Raw genomic sequence first — 18,082 nt, 5'->3', positions numbered from 1 at the left:
TTCAGGTCATCAAGACTAAAACAGCCATCCGTAACCGGTACGGATGGCTGTTTTTTTGCGGGTCTGAAACCCTGTCATACCGATCCTGTCAGTCAGAGCACTCAGATCATCTGTCCAGCTTCTGCTTCCGACATACGATGCTCAGGACGATAGGGGCCAGGATCAATCACCGGTTCCTGCCCCAGTAACTGATTACATAATAACTGCGTCGCCGCTGGCGCCAACACCAGACCGTTACGGAAATGACCGGCATTGATATACAGCTTTTTCATAGTGGGAATTTCGCCGATAAAGGGAATACCGTCCGGCGACCCCGGTCTCAGACCACACCAGTGATATTCCGGCTCCAGATCAGCCAGTGCAGGCAAAATATCCCTGGCTGATGCCATCAGGGATTCACGGGCTTCATCTGTGGTCTGCTTATCAAAACTGCTGTACTCCAGCGTGGAACCCACCAGAATATGACCATCATTACGGGGAATCACGTAACGACCATCCAGCATCACCACCCTATCCACTAATCCCGGCTCTGCTTTATACACCAGCATCTGGCCTCTGACCGGCTGAATCGGAATATCCGGCAAAACATCTTTCAGTACCCCGGCACTCCAGGCCCCGGAAGTCACAATAACTCGCCCGGCACTGAGCACCGAGTTTGCGGTTTCCACACCGATAGCATAACCATCCATCTCTCTTATGCCTTTTATCTCCACATTTTCAATAATGCGGATATTGCTTCTCAGCTCCAGACTGCGTTTCAGCGATTGCCCCAGGCGAGGGTTACGAATACTGCCTATTTCAGGCATCCAGATCGCCTGCTCTTTACCCGGAGCTACACCGGGTTCTGTTTTATAAATAAAATCAGCATCCACCCGTGTCAGGGGCTGGTTATATTTTTCCGCCCAGGCCAGAGCATCATCCTCATCATGCACCCTGAGCATCAGCATACCACCTGCACGAAACTCAGGATCAATGCCGGTTTCCTGCAACAGCTCTTCTGCCAGTTCAGGATAATAGCCCTGAGACCATTCAGCCAGCGCAGTAATCTCCGGACGGTACCGCCAGGGGTATAATGGCGAAACAATACCGCCCCCTGCCCAGGTAGACTCCTGCCCCAGTTCTCTTTTATCCACAATGGTAACGTCTGCACCACTGTCCGACAGAGTGCGCGCCATCATCATACCGATCACGCCACCGCCCACAATCAGAAAATCGTTCACTACAACCCCTTTGCTCCGATGGTTTTCCCAGAAACGTTCAGACTGACTACCATACCATTCAGCACAGATAATAAATTGATTTTTGTAAGCTTAATGGGTTGTTCTAACCCGATACAGTCCTTCACAGAGAGCAGCTGCCTTCCGTTACCAGAGCTGCAGCACAATATCGCTCTGCAGGCAATAAAGCGCGATCGGCATAGATCAGTGCTTTCTGAGTCATGACAGATTCTTTCTGCAGCCGATCCGACCATTTAATCGTGGCGCTATACTGATTAAGCCCGTATATACCTGCAAACGCATCATGGCGTTGCCACTGAAGAGAAAAGACCGTGTTACTGGCATTAATATCATCCTTTGTTCCGGATGACACAGTGCCATAGCGGATACGGGTCTGTTCCAGCTGTTGTTGCAACAGGCCATGAGCTTCAACCTGCACCGCTGTGATCATCTCCATTCGATTAATGTCTCCCTGGAATCGGAGCAGAGCCAGCAGACCAACAGATGAAACAGCCATAATCACCAGAGCTTCTATCAGAGTAAAACCGGTTTCTGAGACTGCCCTGCTACCTGAACAGAATAAGCGTCGAATCACCAGTCCCTCCAGCTACCGGGCACCCGGATAAAATCATGACGGTTCTGATCTTCCAGTACACGGATGAACTGAGTTCGTGTAAGGGATGTGTCTGCAGCAGATATAGCTGTTGCTGTTATATCGATCAGCCATTGCTCACAGAGCTGATCAGGTGTCGTTTCAGAAGGAAGCAGGCAGCGCCGGGTTAATCGGGCTGACAGTGAAAAGCTCACAGCAGATAATGTCCAGGGCTGAACAGGGAGATTCATATCATCCCCAGGCTCTGCATTACCATTTTCATCCGCTTGCATCCAGGGGATAACCGTCGAAGTATTCAGCCAGCCAATGGCATATTCCAGCGCAGCATCAGAAGCATATACCAACTCCTGAGTCAGACGCAGGCTCCGGTTCTGTTCTTGCTCCGTCAGATGTAATCGGGCCAGAGCAAAGGTCATACCGGTGACCAGAACCAGCAGGACCAATGTCATCAACAGAGTAATCGCTCCATCCTGCCCTATCCAGAGCGGTGGCTTTGATTCTGTACAATCTGACTGTCTGTATAAAGTTATCCACATAGACGTTCCTTGTTACAAGACTCCTGATTCTGATGCCTTCCCTCACATCTCCTGCTTAATATGCCCCGGATATCAATTGCGAACAATCACAGGCATATCCCAGGACCCGATCTCCCACATCAGGTTATGGGTACATAAATATCCTGTCATTGCGAACCCGAACCTGTCCGCTGACAGTAACCACCTCTGTACCGGGAGCCAGTGCTGATAAACGGATCGACAGATGACGTGTTTCCAGACACCATTGCCCGGACTGACAGGCTTGTCCGGTCAGAATATCCTGACGAACCGGCTGAGACACTATATTGCCATCATCATCCAGCCAGGCCAGCGCCAGACGGGTAACAGTAATATCCGCTTCTGTCAGATCACTCCAGCGTCCTCCAGAATCTTCACAACTGAATTCACTGTTAACAATGGTATTACGGGAAGTCCGCACCTCCAGCGCACCATCATGCAAACGAAACCCTGACTGCTCCATATTTACCGTATTCTCTCCCGTTCCTACAGGGGCTGCATGATTAGAACTGATACCGACCAGACCATCTTTATTGCTGTCATAACTGAAGATCACACAGTCATAGAAATATCCATCCTGATTACCCGCTAATCGGAGCGTACTGCTGTCCGACATGAAGGGATTATGCTGATATGAATACATAAACCCGGACCGACCAGAAAAGGCTGCAGGGACAAAACCACCTGCTCGTTTTAATTCGGAGGTCATGCGGTACAGACTGGCTCTTATATTGTGATTTAACTGAGCCTGCCGCTGACTGGAAAGAAGCTCCCGACCTGAAGCGAGATAGACAGATAACATGGCTGCGGAGATGGTTCCGGTAATCATAATAACCATCAACAGCTCCAGCAGAGAAAAGCCCTGACAGCGTTTACCCCGAAATTCAGCAGACAAGGATAATGACCATAGCTTCGCAGCATCTGAACCATGCCCAGCAGCCAGTTTACGGACAGGCATCCCATTCTCCCATATACCGGCCCTCATCACACAGACTGACTCGCCCTAAAAGGGCGATACGAATCTGAGCACTATAGCTCTCTTTTACCAGAGTAAAGCGCCCCGGAGAACGAACCCCACCATGCAGAGGATTAAATTCAGGATTAAAATGCTTAGATAACTGTATTCCCGGATAGCTGTCGCTCAGAATTCGAAACAGGTGTTTACTGTTTTCTACCTGCATCATGCAGGCATCATCATGATTCACATCGGTTTGCCAGCAATCACAACTTAGCTCAACCCGGTAGCCCAGACACCAGCTCATAAGATCTGACGATTGCTGTGACGATAGCCGGATTTTCTGTCCTCTGAGGATAGCTTCTGATCGAGCCTGAATCAGAAACTGACGCACATCCAGGATAGCTGTACGCAGCCCGTACTGATCCAGCCAGTGGCTGATCGCCGGGACCGCCATTGCAGATATCCCGGCCATAATGCCTGCGGCCAGTAATAACTCTATCAGAGTAAACCCTCTCTGATGTTTAGTGTAAGTGAGGTATGACATAACGGATAATCCATCCCTGATTATCACAAATAAATTTTGATAATATTGTATTAACTAAATCACATGTAGCCAATGGAGTGCAAATATGGATAAGGGATTTACCCTGCTGGAGTTATTATTGGTGGTTGCACTGGCAAGCATACTGGCGGCAATGGCCTGGCCTTCTTATCAACAACACCTGTACACCAGCCGGAGAAGTGATGCCTGGAGTGCGATTCTGGCAATCCGTCTGGCACAGGAAAAATGGCGAAACCAGAATGTCGGATACACCAGTGAACTGAAAGACCTGGCAATAAAGAATGTTTCTGAACAGGGTTTTTACCAGTTAAAGCTGGATACCAATGCCTCAGTCAGTGCTTTTACTATCCGGGCAGATGCGATCAGTACCGAAGCCCAGAGTCAGGACACAGGCTGTACTCAACTGACTTTCAGCCAACAGGCAGGAGAAGTAATCAGACAACCTGCCGGATGCTGGCCAGCCCCCTGGTAACCATTATTTAATTGCTCATATTACCTGTTCAGCAAGACACTTTTGCTACTGCTATTTCTTTTTAATAGCTTATAGCGATCAAAACAATAGAAATAAATAGTTTAAAACTTTTATCAAGTTCCCCCAGAATCTATATCAGTCACTATCTTTCAGCATAGAGAAGTTTAATTCTTCAGGCTATTAGCCTCCTGCTGCCTGAATGCTAATCTGAATACTGGGAGCTCATTATGTTTAACCGCTTATCCATCACCCGTGCTTTACAGGTATCTTTCGGAGCAGCCATTGCAGCAACGCTCCTGCTGGGATTATATCTGCTACTGGCCATTAATAATGTTCAGCAGCAGTTTGTCATGGTAGTCGATCGGAATGTCAGCCTGCTGACAACAGTGTCTGATTTGCGCTATTACACCGTCACCTACCGGCGTTTTGCTCTGGATTATGGCTTAACCAGTGATAAAGCCGAACACCAGAAAATTCTGCAAACCATCCGCTTTAATGACGAGAAGGTCGCAGCCGCTATGGATCACATGAAGTCTCTGGCCGATACCCCTAAGATCAATAATGATTTACAGGAATACCGCCGCAGAATTGATGACTACCGGAGTATGCAGGAAAATTATATCCGCCTGATTGATAGCGACAAGATTGATGCCGCTCGTCGCGAAATGCTTGGAGCTATGCTGGCTCCATTTAACGCTATCGTTGATCTGCTGAGCCGACTGCAGCAGGATCTGGAAAAAGAAGCGATTGATATCAAACTGGCGGAAGCAGAAAATATTAAAGGTCTGATTAATCAGACTGCCGTTGCCGGAGTACTGGTTGCTATTGTAATTCTGGTTATGGCCATTGCTATTTCGCGCAAGGTGAACCGCCCTCTTGACCAGCTCATTTCCCAGATGCAGGCAGTGGAACAGGGCAATCTGCATCAGAAACTGAATATGGCTGATTTCGCTCCGGATGAATTAGGCTCTGCTGCGCAGTCTTTCAGCCGTATGCAGGAAGGGCTCACCACCCTGGCCAGAGAAATTAATGATAGTGTAGCCACACTGGAAACCACCAGCCATCAACTGCAACAGCGTGTCAACGAAACCTCTTTGAACCTGGCCACTCAGCGTAACGAGATCGCTCAGATTGCTGCGGCAACAGAACAGATGCAAGCAGGTTTTACTGAAGTCACTGACAGAACTATGAGTGCCTCAGAACAATCCAGCCAGGCCCAGAGTGAAGCCCATGACAGCCAGAGCAATATTCAGCGCTCGGTTCAGCAGAGCGAGGCTCTGTCCACAGCACTGACCCGAACCGCAGAAGTCGTACTGAAACTTCAGGAAGACAGTCATAGCATTAGCGTGATATCTGAAGTGATCGGAAGCATTACAGAACAAACCAATCTGCTGGCATTGAATGCAGCTATTGAAGCGGCACGAGCCGGAGAAGCAGGCCGGGGCTTTGCTGTCGTAGCGGATGAAGTACGCCAGCTGGCGCAGAAAACCCAGACCTCATTAGGTGAAATCGCTGAGATTATTACCTCATTGCAAAGCCATGCAGGACAGGCTGCTGAAATGATGACGACCAGTCAGGAGCAGATGCAGATGGGGCTGGATCAGGTCCGTCAGGCCGGGGCTTCCTTTGGCAATATTCTGGCGGCCTCCGAGACCATCGCGGGTATGAGCAGCCAGATTGCCGCTGCCACGGAGGAACAGACTCAGGTGGCCCGCAATCTGGGCACCAGCGTCAGTGCTATTCATGAAGCATCGGATAGTATTGCTCATGGAGCCCAGGCAACCGAGCAGGCCTGCCAGGCATTAAAAGATGAAAGTGATCATCTGAGCCAGCTGGCCGCTCGTTTTAAGCTCTGATTTTTTTAATGCTTTTGGATGGCAGGTGGCAGGGGATTGTAGATAACTTAAATCATCCACAATCCTTCTCTTTTCCGTTATCAGACTTCTTTTAGTCTGAGTTCCGTTGGAATAGAAAAGACAATGTTTTCTTCACGTCCGGCCAGCTCCTGAGGCGCATCAGCACCCAGCTCTTTCAGACGTTCAATTACCTGTTCAACCAGCACCGCTGGTGCAGAAGCACCGGCGGTAATACCTATCTTACTTACGGACTCCAGCCATTGAGTTTCAATCTCACTGGCGTTATCAATCAGATAAGCCTGGGTACCGATTCTCTCTGACAGCTCACGCAGACGGTTTGAGTTTGAGCTGTTAGGTGATCCGACCACCAGCATCAGATCCACTTCAGAAGCCAGTTGTTTCACAGCATCCTGACGATTCTGAGTGGCATAACAGATATCATCTTTCTTCGGGCCTTCAATCTGCGGAAACTTCGTTCTCAGCGCATCGATCACCCGGGCAGTATCATCCATCGACAGGGTTGTCTGAGTCACATAAGCCAGTTTCGTCGGATCGTTGACTTCCAGCGCCAGTACATCTGCCTCATCTTCTACCAGATAAATATTACCCCCGGCAGAGAAATTATAACGTCCCATGGTGCCTTCTACTTCCGGATGCCCCGCATGACCGATCAGCACACACTCCTGGCCTTTTTTACTGTATCGCAGTACTTCCAGATGCACCTTAGTCACCAAGGGGCAGGTGGCATCAAACACTTTCAGGCCACGACGATCAGCCTCATCCTTAACGGCTTTTGATACCCCATGAGCGCTGAAAATCACGATCGTATCGTCCGGCACTTCGTCCAGCTCATCGACAAATACTGCACCGCGGTTTTTCAGATCATTGACCACAAATTTATTATGCACCACTTCATGGCGCACATAGATCGGAGGTTCAAACATCTCCAGCGCACGGTTCACAATTTCAATCGCACGATCCACCCCGGCACAAAAGCCTCTGGGATTCGCAAGCAGTATCTGCATGATGGGTATACCTGTATTACTCAGACAGAAAGCCAGCCCTGGCACCAGTTGATCATCCTGTCAGCGCCAAGCTGAAATAGGCGCTGTTAATCACGCTTCTGTTTCTCATTGATCAGAAGCTTCATCACAGCGATTCATATCATTCCGCTGCATCAGCAGCCGTATCTTCCGCTGCCCGAACTTCCAGCACCTCCACATCAAAAATCAACGTGTGGCCAGCCAGAGGGTGGTTAAAATCAACATGAACATTTTTTTCGTCAAAGTCAGCAATGACGCCTGGCAGTTCACCGTTAGCTTTATCAGCAAAGCTGATCATCAGGCCTTTCTCCAGATCCATCTCAGCAAACTGAGCACGTGGAAGAACCTGTACATTACTGGGATTGTGCTGACCAAATGCCTGTTCAGGAGCAACAGTAAAGCTTTTCTTACTGCCCGCTTGCAAACCATGCAGCAGCTTCTCAAAGTTGTCCGGCAGGTTCTCATCACCTACCACAAAACTGGCTGGTGCTTTATCAAATGTACTGTCAACGACAGCGCCTTCTTCCAGTTTCAGGGAAAAATGCAAAGTGACCTGAGCTCCCGGACCAATCTGTTGTTCACTCATCTTACTTACTCTACCTTCCACAATTATGGCTTTATCCATCAGGCCCAGCCTGACAGGTGATTAATCATCGGTGAATTATGCATGCTCTGTAGACGGTCGAATATAACGACCGAAAACGCAGGTGAAGCATCTTATTGTACGTTGCCTGTGGGCCAGGAGATTGCCCGACATAAAGAAGCGCTGTGATAAACGCAGAACAGGCAGGGTATATCCCTGCCTGTTCTGTCAGGTTTCATTATTATCCGGCGTCTGATCTTTTTTGCCATCCGGATTACGGATCATATCAATAATCATCATACCCGCACCGACAGAGATGCCGCAGTCTGCCAGATTAAATGCCGGGAAATAGTTGTCTTCCCAGTGAAACAACAGAAAGTCTACCACGTAACCCAACAGCACCCGGTCATGCAGATTACCCAGTGCACCTCCCAGTACCAGCGCCAGCGCGATCGCCAGCCAGGTTTCTGATGGCTTAAGTCGCTTCAGCCAGACCAGCAGCACAGCACTCACAACAATAGCAATAATGGCAAAGAACCAGCGTTGCCAGCCTGACTGAGAGGACAGAAAACTGAACGCTGCTCCGGTATTGTGCAGCAAGGTCAGATCAAATACCGGTAAAACCGTATAGATCTCAGCATAGCGGAAACTGTCAGAGACCCAGGCTTTTGTCACCAGATCCAGTACCAGCACCAGTGCACTCAGCCAGAGCCACTTCAGTTGTCCCCAGCGTCCTGCTGAAGACGGCAACGGGCCAGCCTGTGCTGACCCGTACCCGGATTCTTCCTTTTTACTCATCTGCGATAACCGCTTAAACGGGGGCCCAGATGCAAGAAGACATCTGAGCCGGGTTGTCATTAAGCGAACTGACGCTGTTCGCCTTCACCTTCAGGCAGGTTAGACACACAGCGACCACAGAGTTCATCATGACCTTCATGCTGACCAACATCTTCACGGTGGTGCCAGCAACGGCCACATTTAGCATGTTCTGCGGCTTTAACCGCGACTTTCAGACCTGTCAGATCCGTTTCAGCAGCATCACCGGCTTCTGTCAGTGGCTTGATCTGAGCATCAGACGTCAGCAGAACAAAACGCAATTCATCACCCAGACGGCTGACCAACTGCTGCACATCATCATCGGCAAACAGCGTAACTTCGGTAGACAGAGAGCCTTTCACCTGACCGGCACTACGGGCATCTTCCAGCGCCTTATTGACCGCTTCTTTCACATCCATGATGCGATTCCAGTAAGCGCGATCCATCTCGCCACCTTCAGCCATTTCAAACAGACCGTCATACCAGGTATTCAGATAAACAGAGTCTTCACGCTGACCTGGAATATTCTCGTAGATCTCTTCCGCAGTGAAAGCAGTAATCGGTGCAATCCAGCGTGTCAGAGCTTCAACGATATGATATAGCGCAGTCTGGCAGGAACGACGTGCCAGACTGTCCGGCTGTGTGGTGTACTGGCGATCTTTAATGATATCCAGATAGAAACCACCCAGATCCTGGGCGCAGAAATTGTGTACTTTCTGATAGACGCTCAGGAAGTGATATTCTTCATAAGCCGCCAGCAGCTCGCCTTGCAGCTGCAACGTACGGTCTACCGCCCACTGGTCCAGTGAAAGCATCTCTTCCGGTTTAACCATGTCGGTGTCCGGATTAAAACCTGTCAGGTTGGCTAGCAGGAAACGAGCCGTGTTACGGATACGGCGATAAGAGTCTGCTGTACGTTGCAGAATCTGCTTGGATACCGCCATCTCACCGGAGTAATCCGTCGCAGCAACCCACAGACGCAGAATATCGGCTCCCAGAGAGTCCGTCACTTCCTGAGGCGCAATCACGTTCCCCAGGGACTTGGACATCTTGTAGCCCTTCTCGTCCACAGTAAAGCCGTGAGTCAGTACCTGCTTGTAGGGTGCGCAGCCATTAATCGCAATGGATGTCTTCAGAGAAGACTGGAACCAGCCACGATGCTGATCCGAGCCTTCCAGATACAGGTCCGCCGGGAAGGTCAGCTCATCGCGGTTATTCAGTACCGCGTAGTGAGTCGCACCGGAGTCAAACCACACATCCAGTGTATCGGTCACTTTGTAATACTGATCCGCTTCATCACCCAGCACCTCAGTTGCATCCAGTTCAAACCAGGCATCAATACCACTTTCTTCGATACGCTGAGCCACCTGCTCAAACAGTTCCGTAGTGCGGGGATGCAGTTCATCGGTTTCTTTGTGGATAAACAGCGTAATTGGCACACCCCAGGTACGCTGACGGGACACACACCAGTCAGGACTCTGGTCAACCATTGCCTCAATACGGTTCTGGCCCCAGCCAGGGAACCACTGTACGCCCTTGATCGCTTCTAGAGCACCCTGTTTCAGACCTTTCTCTTCCATCGAGATAAACCACTGTGGCGTAGCACGATAGATCAGAGGGGTTTTAGTACGCCAGCAATGAGGATAGCTGTGCTCAAATGCTTTGTGATGAACCAGCTTGCCTTCACGTTGCAGTGCTTCCATCACCGGCTTATCGGCTTTATAAACATGAACACCGGCAAACTCGCCCGCATCATCGGTATAAGTACCGTTCGCCTGCACCAGATTGATGGTGCCCAGACCATACTTCTGACCCACCAGGAAATCATCCATACCATGATCAGGTGCCGTGTGTACCGCACCGGTACCCGCATCAGTAGTCACATGATCACCCAGGATCACAGGCACTTGCTTGTCGAAGAAAGGGTGTTTCAGCAACTGGTTTTCTAATGACTGGCCGGAAGCCGTTGCCAGCACTTCAAACAGGTCTTCACCCCAGCGCGCCATGATATCGTCAACCATAGACGCTGCCAGCACCAGGCGCTGATCACGCAGCTGTACCAGGGCGTAATCCAGATTGGCATTCAGTGACACCGCCTGGTTAACCGGCAGTGTCCATGCAGTAGTAGTCCAGATCACAACGGACACATCACCTTCGCCCGCAGGATTGCCAAACAGTTCCAGTACTTTGCCCTGATCACTGAAAGTGAACGCCACATCCAGCGCGATAGAGGTTTTATCCTGATACTCTACCTCTGCTTCTGCCAGCGCAGACTGCCCAACCACACTCCAGTAAACCGGCTTATATCCTTTTACCAGATGGCCATTGTCCTGAATACGGCCCAGCGCACGTACAATATCCGCTTCAGTCTTGTAGTTCATGGTCAGATAAGGCTTGTCCCAGTCACCATGAACACCCAGGCGAATAAAATCAGCTTTCTGACCTGCCACCTGTTCAGCCGCATAATCACGACACTTCTGACGGAACTCACGAAACGGTACTTTGTCACCGGCACGACCGATCATGGTCTCGACCTTGTGCTCAATAGGCAGGCCGTGACAATCCCAGCCCGGTACATAAGGTGCATCAAAGCCAGCCAGAGTACGGGACTTAACAATCATATCTTTCAGAATTTTATTAACTGCATGACCAATATGAATATTGCCGTTTGCATACGGAGGGCCATCGTGCAGAATAAATTTCGGACGACCTTCACCGGCTTTACGCATTCTGTCGTACAGACCCATTTCATCCCAACGCGCCAGACGATCAGGTTCACGTTTTGGCAGATTGCCGCGCATCGGAAAATCGGTTTCCGGAAGATTCAGAGTGTTTTTGTAGTCGCTCATGGCTCAGATATCACTGCTCAGATTTACAGGTAACAGGGTTTCAGACCAGGTCTGAAAATTCTTTGCTCTTGCTTCAGACCATTTTATCGGGCTGAAAGGATCGCTTGTCCGGATGCACTATCCGGCGTTCTAAAGTCTCAGGGCATTGTGCGCTAACGGAACAGGCTGACCACTGCCCATATCCTGTTCCTCAAAATAACCACGGGCCGTCTGCAGATCCTGCTCAATCTGTGTCCGTAATGCACTGACATCAGAAAAACGAATCTCATCCCGCAATTTACAACAGAAAACAACCCGGACTCTTTGTCCATAAAGGTCGCCTTTAAAATCAAACAGATGAACTTCCAGCGCCGGACGCACACCATCAACCGTAGGCCGGTTACCGATATTAGCCACGCCCATTCGGACTACGCCGTCATCCCCCGTTAACAAAACAGTGTAAACCCCCTGCAAAGCAGGTTGCTTATCCTTCAGGGATAAATTAGCGGTAGGCACACCCAGTTGCCGTCCCAGTTTACGACCATGAATAACCCGGCCACTGATCTGATAAGGTTCGCCCAGTAGCTGACTGGCCAGTACAAAATTGGCATCCGCCAGCACCTGACGCAACCGGGTACTACTGACCCTTTCTGCCCCCACCTCATAGGTTTCGGTATTGACCACATCAAAATCATGCTCATCACCTGACCGTTTCAGCAGGTTAAAGTCACCAGAACGGTCACAACCAAAACGGAAGTCATCACCCACCACCAGATAACGGACACCCAGCCCTCTGATCAGGACCTGCTCGATAAATGCCTGTGCAGACAAACTGGCCAGTCGCCGGTTAAAAGGCAGGCAGACAACCCGGTCAATACCCTGTTCAGCCAGACGCTCCACTTTATCCCGGAACCGGGTCAGACGCGCAGGCGCCTGACTGCCGGCAAAAAACTCTCTCGGCTGAGGCTCAAACACTACCACTACAGAAGGAAGGTTCAGCTCCTGAGCCTTCGTTTTTACCTGACGCAGCACAACCTGATGGCCCAGGTGGACACCATCAAAATTACCTATGGTGGCGACACAGCCCTGATGTTCAGGCCGTAGATTATGCAAACCCCGAATCAGTTCCATTTTGCCCCGGCTATCATTATCTCTGTTCATCTTGCTTAATATCCGCCCTGACCGGTTATTGTTGCCCCGAACCGGCATTTCTGCCCTGCTTTAAAGGGACAGAGAGCTATAATAGAGGCGGATGAAAAAATAAAAAGAGTCTGATTATAGCGAAATAAATGTATACTGCACCTATTCGGAGCGAAAGACATATTAGCCTTGATGTTAAGCTGCCAGGCTGCTCAGCTGAAAATCACAACAAAACGATGTAAGCCATTGATATATAAAACCTTTAAAACCAAACCAATATCAATGGCGAATATGACGTAAACGCAGCCCTGTTAATAGTAACACCCCAAGATAAGTCGCACCTCCCATCAGAACCAGCCCCCCCATCCACATGGCTCTTTGTTGCCAGCCAAAATCCACCCAGTATGCAGCAAAAGGATTCATAATAAGCAGAACACCGGCCATCATGGCGGTAGCAGAAACCAGCTGAATCACATATTTCAGCCATCCGGGTTGCCAGACAAAAATCCCTGAACGCTTCAGCCCATACCAGAGTAACCCCGCATTCATGAAGGCTGACAGCGATGTTGCCAGCGCCAGCCCGGCATGATCCAGCCAGAACACCAACAGTAAATTGAACAGCATATTCGCCGCCATCGCTTTGATGCCAATTTTTACCGGTGTTTTTGTATCCTGACGGGCGTAATAGCCCGGAGCCAGCACTTTAATCAACATAAAGGCCAGCAAACCAACGGCATAAGCCCTGAGACTGAGCGCAGCCATATCCACATCATATGGCGTCATAGCGCCGTACTGAAACAGAGTGAATAATAGCGGCTCAGCCAGTATGATCAGAGCTACCGCAGCAGGTACAGCAATCAATAGCACCATACGCATCGCCCAATCCAGCGTACGGGCAAAGCCATCAGCGGACTTCTCCGCATGCCGGGTCGACAGGCTCGGCAGGATGACCGTAGCAATAGCAATAGCAAAAACACCAAGAGGCAGCTCCACCAGCCGGTCAGAATAGTACAACCAGGACACACTGCCGCTGACCAGAAAAGAAGCCAGCATGGTATCCAGCAGTAAGTTGATCTGGCTGACCGATACGCCAAACAGGGCCGGAGCCATCAGCTTCAGAATACGCTGCACCCCTTCATCCCGCCAGCGAACCTCTGGTCGCGGTAGCAGGCCAATCCGGGCCAGAAAAGGCAGCTGAAACATCAGCTGTACAGCACCGGCAATCAGCACCCCCCAGGCCAGAGCCATCACGGGTTCATCCATTTCAGGCGTCAGCCAGAGCGCTGAACCGATCAATGACAGATTCAGTAAGACAGGGGTAAAAGCGGGGATAGCAAAGCGGTCATAACTGTTAAGGATACTACCGGCAAATGCGGTCAGAGAGATCAGCAACAGGTAAGGAAAAGTTATCCGCAGCATGTCTGCCGTCAATGCCTGCTTTTCAGGCAACTGACTGAAACCCGGAGCAAAAATCCATACCAGAACCGGAGAGGCCAGGACAGCCAGCAGAGTAATACCCGCCAGAGTCACTCCCAGGGTACCGGCCACAGCATTGATCAGATCTTTTACATCAGCCTGTTGTCTCTGACTACGGTATTCAGACAATACGGGGACAAAGGCCTGATTAAATGCCCCTTCCGCAAACAGACGTCGCAAAAAATTAGGGATTTTAAATGCGACAAAGAAAGCATCAGCACCACTGCCTGCACCAAACAGGAGGGCAATAACGACATCTCTGGCCAGCCCCAGTACCCGTGATAACATAGTCATCACACTGACAATCAACCCGGAGCGTAATAAACCAGGTTTGCGTTGCAAGGGTTGTTTTGAGGAAGTGTCGCCATCCGGGGAAGAAGAGTTTTCTGGCGGCGAGGCGTCAGGCCGGGACATGGTGTTTCCTTAAATAAGAACAGGCTGAACCCATGACAAACCAGGTTCAATGAAAATCACCCATTCTACCCCGGAAACAGAGTAACACTGAAATTCAGGCAAAAAAAAACCGGCTGATGCCGGTTTTTTTTTAAGCTCATCTCTGAATTAAGCAGCCAGTGCTTTAACTCGAGCATTCAGACGGCTCTTAGTACGAGCAGCCTTGTTCTTAGAGATGATGCCTTTGTCAGCTACGCTGTCCAGCTTAGCCTGAGCTACATTGAACTCAGCCATAGCTTTAGCGTGATCACCAGCTTCAACTGCCGCTACAACGCGCTTTACGTATGTGCGCACCATGGAGCGCAGACTAGCATTGTGATTACGGCGCTTCTCAGCCTGGCGTGCACGTTTTTTTGCAGATGCGATATTCGCCACCGTTAAGCTCCTTGGAGAAATCGGTTAATGAAATGCGCAAGCACGCGCACGTCATAAATTTAAATTCAAGTGTCGTTAGGGGTGGGCATTCTACGGGAAACCGAAGCGCTTGAACACCCCTTTAACACCTTTTTTTTACCGGAAAAAAGGCTTTTTTCTGATCTTATCTGCGATAATTATCAGACCAGCACCAGATTATCCCGGTTAATCAGCTCCGGGTCAGCAATGTAACCCAGTAGCGCTTCTATCTTATGACTGGGCTGTCCCAGGATCTTCTGCACATCATCGTGATCATAATTGACCAGACCTTTCGCAATCAGCACCCCCTGTTCACTGACACACTGCACCATATCACCACGACGGAAACGCCCGGTTGCCTGTTTAACACCCACAGACAACAAACTGGTGTTCTTTTCTGTCAGCACCCTTACTGCACCGTCATCCAGCATCAGAGTACCACGGGTCTGCAGATGCCCTGCCAGCCAGCGCTTACGAGCAGCCCAGGGCGTATCTTTTGGAAGGAACAGAGTCCCTAACGCTTCTCCTTTAACCGCACGCACGAGAATATCTGGCTGACGCCCACTAGCCACCAGAGTTGTCGCTCCGGAGCGTGCAGCCAGACTGGCAGCACGAACCTTAGTGATCATACCGCCACGCCCCAGACGACCGCCATCACCTGCCATACCAGCCAGTTCAGGATCATCCGCCCAGGCTTCAGAGATCAGAGTCGCATCCGGGACAGAGCGAGGATCTGCCGTAAACAGGCCTTCCTGATCGGTCAGGATCATCAGGGTATCGGCTTCCATCAGGTTAGCAACCAGCGCTCCCAACGTATCATTATCACCAAAGCGAATCTCATCGGTTACCACCGTATCATTTTCGTTAATGATAGGAATAACGTTCAGCTCCAGTAGCGATTTTACCGTGCTACGAGCATTCAGATAACGCTTACGGTCAGACAGATCATCATGGGTCAGCAGAATCTGGGCCGCCTGAATACCATGTCTCATAAACTGAGACTCATACGCCTGCACCAGCCCCATCTGACCGACGGCTGCCGCCGCCTGAAGCTCGTGCAGGGTGGACGGTCGTTCGCGCAGACCCAAACGGCTCATACCTTCAGCCACAGAGCCAGAAGATACCAGAATCAACTCGATGCCCTGCTGATGCAGAGCGGCCATTTGGTCAACCCAGCCTGCGATCGATGGCAGATCAAGCCCTGCACCATCATTGGTTAACAGTGCACTGCCAATTTTGACCACAATCCGTTTTGCGCGCACTAATCTGTCACGCTGCGACATTATCCATCCACCTATTTAAATTTTCAGCCTGAACAATCAACTGATTATCAATTGATTTAAGGCGTGTATTCTACTTCAACATCGTAGTCATCGTCGTCAAAGTCATCGTCATCATCCTCCGGCTCATCCCGAACCATCGCTTTACGACCATGACGACGCTCCAGGTAGGCTTCCACACGAGCAACGGCTTCTTCTTCCATTCGCTCACGCATTTCGGCCTCTTCTTCTGCCAGTTCCGGATTTTCCGCCAGCAATTCACGCTGCTCATCAATCCAGTACATCACAGAGGAACAAACATCCTGAGTTCCTTCATTGCCAATAGCAGATATCCGGAACACAGGCCCATCCCAGTTCAGCTCAGAAATAATCCGTTCACAAACAGCTTCCTGCTCGTCTTCCGGAATAAGGTCCAGTTTATTCAGCACCAGCCAGCGAGGGCGTTCCGCCAGTGTCGGACTATACTGCTCCAGCTCACGAATAATCGCCTGAGCCGATTCAACCGGATCAGAGTCATCAAATGGGGCAACATCCACCAGGTGCAGCAGCAACCGCGCACGGGTCAGGTGCTTCAGAAAACGAAAACCCAGTCCGGCCCCTTCAGATGCGCCCTCAATCAATCCGGGAATATCAGCCATTACAAAGTGCTTATGCATACCCAGCTTAACCACACCCAGGTTAGGCACCAGAGTCGTAAATGGGTAGTTAGCCACTTTAGGCTTAGCGGCAGACACCGAACGAATAAAGGTCGACTTACCAGCATTTGGCAGCCCCAGCAGTCCCACATCCGCCATAACCTTCATTTCAAAACGCAGGTTGCGCTCTTCACCCAGCTTGCCCGGCGTTGTCTTACGTGGTGCCCGATTAGTACTGGACTTAAAGCGGGTATTTCCCAGCCCTCGACGGCCACCCTGAGCAACAATCAGTTCCTGACCGATCTCAGTAATATCCCCCAGCACCTCAAGGGTATCTTCATCAATGACCGTTGTTCCAACGGGCACCTGAATAAAAAGGTGCTCACCGGCCTTACCAGAACACTGACGTCCCTGACCACCCTCTCCATTCTGAGCGCGATAACGCCTCTGATAGCGGAAATCAATCAGAGTGTTCAGTGAATCATCACCGACCAGAATCACATTACCGCCATCACCACCATCACCACCATCTGGGCCGCCTTTAGCGACATATTTCTCCCGGCGAAAACTCAGACAACCATTACCACCTTTACCGGCTGCAACGTGGACACTTGCTTCATCTACAAACTGCATGTTTCTGTACTCTTCAATCTGGCCTGTTTTTCCAGCTTCTCAACGACCGCTGCCTGTCAGCTGTGACAGATAATCTCAGACAGAGATTCTTCATACGCGACAGGGACATCCCCGTGCTGAGGTCAGCACCAGAACGGTCTCAGACAGGTGCGACACCCCAGATTTCTCAGTATCGCCGGAAAATATAACCTTAGCGTGCATCAGTACGAAATAAATCAGAATTATTACGCTGATACGAAAAAAGCCTCGCACCAGGGCGAGGCTTTTTTAACCAATCCGAAGATCGGTTTAAGCAGCAGGAACGATAGTAACGGTTTTACGTTTCTTCGGTCCGCGTACTTCAAATTTCACTACACCGTCTGAAGTAGCAAACAGAGTGTGATCTTTACCCATACCAACATTGGTACCAGCGTGGAACTTAGTGCCGCGCTGACGAACAATGATGTTACCAGCTTTAACTACCTGGCCGCCAAAGCGCTTAACACCAAGGCGTTTCGATTCGGAATCGCGACCGTTACGGGTACTACCACCAGCTTTTTTGTGAGCCATTAGTGCATCCTCGTTAAATTA

The 18,082-nt window shown here is 50.2% G+C and carries 17 protein-coding genes; 2 read left to right on the top strand and 15 right to left on the bottom strand.

Annotated features, from left to right (window positions below; translation table 11 throughout):
* Positions 1-101: 101 nt before the first annotated feature.
* The 5 genes from thiO to H4O21_RS15270 all read right to left on the bottom strand — a co-directional run bounded on the left by thiO (position 102) and on the right by H4O21_RS15270 (position 3,886).
* Positions 102-1,220, bottom strand: a complete 1,119-nt coding sequence (thiO, locus tag H4O21_RS15290) for a glycine oxidase ThiO (RefSeq protein WP_182809744.1) — start codon at positions 1,218-1,220, stop codon at positions 102-104.
* Between the two features lie 121 nt (positions 1,221-1,341).
* Positions 1,342-1,812 carry a type IV pilus modification PilV family protein gene (locus H4O21_RS15285; protein ID WP_182809743.1) on the bottom strand — a complete coding sequence of 157 codons (471 nt, stop codon included), beginning with the start codon at positions 1,810-1,812 and terminating at the stop codon, positions 1,342-1,344.
* Positions 1,809-2,366, bottom strand: coding sequence for a hypothetical protein (locus H4O21_RS15280; RefSeq protein ID WP_182809742.1), 558 nt, complete (start codon positions 2,364-2,366; stop codon positions 1,809-1,811). Before H4O21_RS15280 ends, H4O21_RS15285 begins: the two co-directional genes overlap by 4 nt.
* A gap of 124 nt (positions 2,367-2,490) precedes the next feature.
* On the bottom strand, positions 2,491-3,342 hold the full coding sequence (locus H4O21_RS15275) for a PilW family protein (protein ID WP_182809741.1): 852 nt from the start codon (positions 3,340-3,342) through the stop codon (positions 2,491-2,493).
* Positions 3,329-3,886 carry a GspH/FimT family pseudopilin gene (locus H4O21_RS15270; RefSeq protein ID WP_182809740.1) on the bottom strand — a complete coding sequence of 186 codons (558 nt, stop codon included), beginning with the start codon at positions 3,884-3,886 and terminating at the stop codon, positions 3,329-3,331. The genes H4O21_RS15275 and H4O21_RS15270 overlap by 14 nt, the downstream gene beginning before the upstream one ends.
* 85 nt (positions 3,887-3,971) lie before the next feature.
* On the opposite strand from H4O21_RS15270, the gene H4O21_RS15265 reads away from it, so the two are divergent.
* The gene (locus H4O21_RS15265; RefSeq protein ID WP_182809775.1) at positions 3,972-4,376 is read left to right on the top strand and encodes a type IV pilin protein; all 405 of its coding nucleotides are present in this window, start codon (positions 3,972-3,974) and stop codon (positions 4,374-4,376) included.
* Positions 4,377-4,603: 227 nt separating this feature from the next.
* Positions 4,604-6,232, top strand: a complete 1,629-nt coding sequence (locus H4O21_RS15260; protein WP_182809739.1) for a methyl-accepting chemotaxis protein — start codon at positions 4,604-4,606, stop codon at positions 6,230-6,232.
* 80 nt (positions 6,233-6,312) lie between these two features.
* Here the strand turns inward: H4O21_RS15260 and ispH are convergent, their stop codons facing one another.
* The 10 genes from ispH to rpmA all read right to left on the bottom strand — a co-directional run bounded on the left by ispH (position 6,313) and on the right by rpmA (position 18,061).
* Complete coding sequence (gene ispH / locus H4O21_RS15255; RefSeq protein ID WP_182809738.1) at positions 6,313-7,257, bottom strand: 4-hydroxy-3-methylbut-2-enyl diphosphate reductase; 945 nt, start codon at positions 7,255-7,257, stop codon at positions 6,313-6,315.
* Between the two features lie 139 nt (positions 7,258-7,396).
* Positions 7,397-7,861 carry an FKBP-type peptidyl-prolyl cis-trans isomerase gene (gene fkpB, locus H4O21_RS15250; RefSeq protein ID WP_182809774.1) on the bottom strand — a complete coding sequence of 155 codons (465 nt, stop codon included), beginning with the start codon at positions 7,859-7,861 and terminating at the stop codon, positions 7,397-7,399.
* Between the two features lie 225 nt (positions 7,862-8,086).
* The gene (gene lspA / locus H4O21_RS15245; protein WP_220495683.1) at positions 8,087-8,656 is read right to left on the bottom strand and encodes a signal peptidase II; all 570 of its coding nucleotides are present in this window, start codon (positions 8,654-8,656) and stop codon (positions 8,087-8,089) included.
* A 59-nt stretch (positions 8,657-8,715) separates the two neighbouring features.
* Positions 8,716-11,523 carry an isoleucine--tRNA ligase gene (gene ileS / locus H4O21_RS15240; RefSeq protein ID WP_182809737.1) on the bottom strand — a complete coding sequence of 936 codons (2,808 nt, stop codon included), beginning with the start codon at positions 11,521-11,523 and terminating at the stop codon, positions 8,716-8,718.
* A gap of 129 nt (positions 11,524-11,652) precedes the next feature.
* Positions 11,653-12,663 carry a bifunctional riboflavin kinase/FAD synthetase gene (ribF, locus tag H4O21_RS15235; protein WP_306667893.1) on the bottom strand — a complete coding sequence of 337 codons (1,011 nt, stop codon included), beginning with the start codon at positions 12,661-12,663 and terminating at the stop codon, positions 11,653-11,655.
* A gap of 258 nt (positions 12,664-12,921) precedes the next feature.
* Positions 12,922-14,532, bottom strand: coding sequence for a murein biosynthesis integral membrane protein MurJ (murJ, locus tag H4O21_RS15230; protein WP_182809736.1), 1,611 nt, complete (start codon positions 14,530-14,532; stop codon positions 12,922-12,924).
* A gap of 147 nt (positions 14,533-14,679) precedes the next feature.
* Positions 14,680-14,946: a 30S ribosomal protein S20 gene (gene rpsT, locus H4O21_RS15225; protein ID WP_182809735.1), complete on the bottom strand. Its 267-nt coding sequence runs from the start codon at positions 14,944-14,946 to the stop codon at positions 14,680-14,682.
* Between the two features lie 179 nt (positions 14,947-15,125).
* Positions 15,126-16,247, bottom strand: a complete 1,122-nt coding sequence (proB, locus tag H4O21_RS15220; RefSeq protein WP_182809734.1) for a glutamate 5-kinase — start codon at positions 16,245-16,247, stop codon at positions 15,126-15,128.
* Positions 16,248-16,303: 56 nt separating this feature from the next.
* A complete protein-coding gene (cgtA, locus tag H4O21_RS15215) occupies positions 16,304-17,512 on the bottom strand; it encodes an Obg family GTPase CgtA (RefSeq protein WP_182809733.1) in 1,209 nt (402 codons plus the stop codon).
* 288 nt (positions 17,513-17,800) lie between these two features.
* Positions 17,801-18,061, bottom strand: a complete 261-nt coding sequence (gene rpmA, locus H4O21_RS15210; RefSeq protein ID WP_182809732.1) for a 50S ribosomal protein L27 — start codon at positions 18,059-18,061, stop codon at positions 17,801-17,803.
* Positions 18,062-18,082 lie beyond the last annotated feature (21 nt).

It is taken from the genome of Oceanospirillum sediminis (assembly GCF_014164585.1).
In the GTDB taxonomy this organism is placed as follows: Bacteria; Pseudomonadota; Gammaproteobacteria; order Pseudomonadales; family Halomonadaceae; genus Oceanospirillum; species Oceanospirillum sediminis.
This window is presented reverse-complemented; position numbering and strand designations above follow the sequence as displayed.

Coding starts and splice junctions, on each gene's coding strand:
- murJ (WP_182809736.1), bottom strand. CDS start 14,532: ATGTCCCGGCCTGACGCCTCGCCGCCAGAAAACTCTTCTTCCCCGGAT.
- H4O21_RS15280 (WP_182809742.1), bottom strand. CDS start 2,366: ATGTGGATAACTTTATACAGACAGTCAGATTGTACAGAATCAAAGCCA.
- ispH (WP_182809738.1), bottom strand. CDS start 7,257: ATGCAGATACTGCTTGCGAATCCCAGAGGCTTTTGTGCCGGGGTGGAT.
- H4O21_RS15270 (WP_182809740.1), bottom strand. CDS start 3,886: ATGTCATACCTCACTTACACTAAACATCAGAGAGGGTTTACTCTGATA.
- cgtA (WP_182809733.1), bottom strand. CDS start 17,512: ATGCAGTTTGTAGATGAAGCAAGTGTCCACGTTGCAGCCGGTAAAGGT.
- H4O21_RS15265 (WP_182809775.1), top strand. CDS start 3,972: ATGGATAAGGGATTTACCCTGCTGGAGTTATTATTGGTGGTTGCACTG.
- fkpB (WP_182809774.1), bottom strand. CDS start 7,861: ATGAGTGAACAACAGATTGGTCCGGGAGCTCAGGTCACTTTGCATTTT.
- H4O21_RS15260 (WP_182809739.1), top strand. CDS start 4,604: ATGTTTAACCGCTTATCCATCACCCGTGCTTTACAGGTATCTTTCGGA.
- ribF (WP_306667893.1), bottom strand. CDS start 12,663: ATGAACAGAGATAATGATAGCCGGGGCAAAATGGAACTGATTCGGGGT.
- proB (WP_182809734.1), bottom strand. CDS start 16,247: ATGTCGCAGCGTGACAGATTAGTGCGCGCAAAACGGATTGTGGTCAAA.
- H4O21_RS15275 (WP_182809741.1), bottom strand. CDS start 3,342: ATGCCTGTCCGTAAACTGGCTGCTGGGCATGGTTCAGATGCTGCGAAG.
- rpmA (WP_182809732.1), bottom strand. CDS start 18,061: ATGGCTCACAAAAAAGCTGGTGGTAGTACCCGTAACGGTCGCGATTCC.
- ileS (WP_182809737.1), bottom strand. CDS start 11,523: ATGAGCGACTACAAAAACACTCTGAATCTTCCGGAAACCGATTTTCCG.
- lspA (WP_220495683.1), bottom strand. CDS start 8,656: ATGAGTAAAAAGGAAGAATCCGGGTACGGGTCAGCACAGGCTGGCCCG.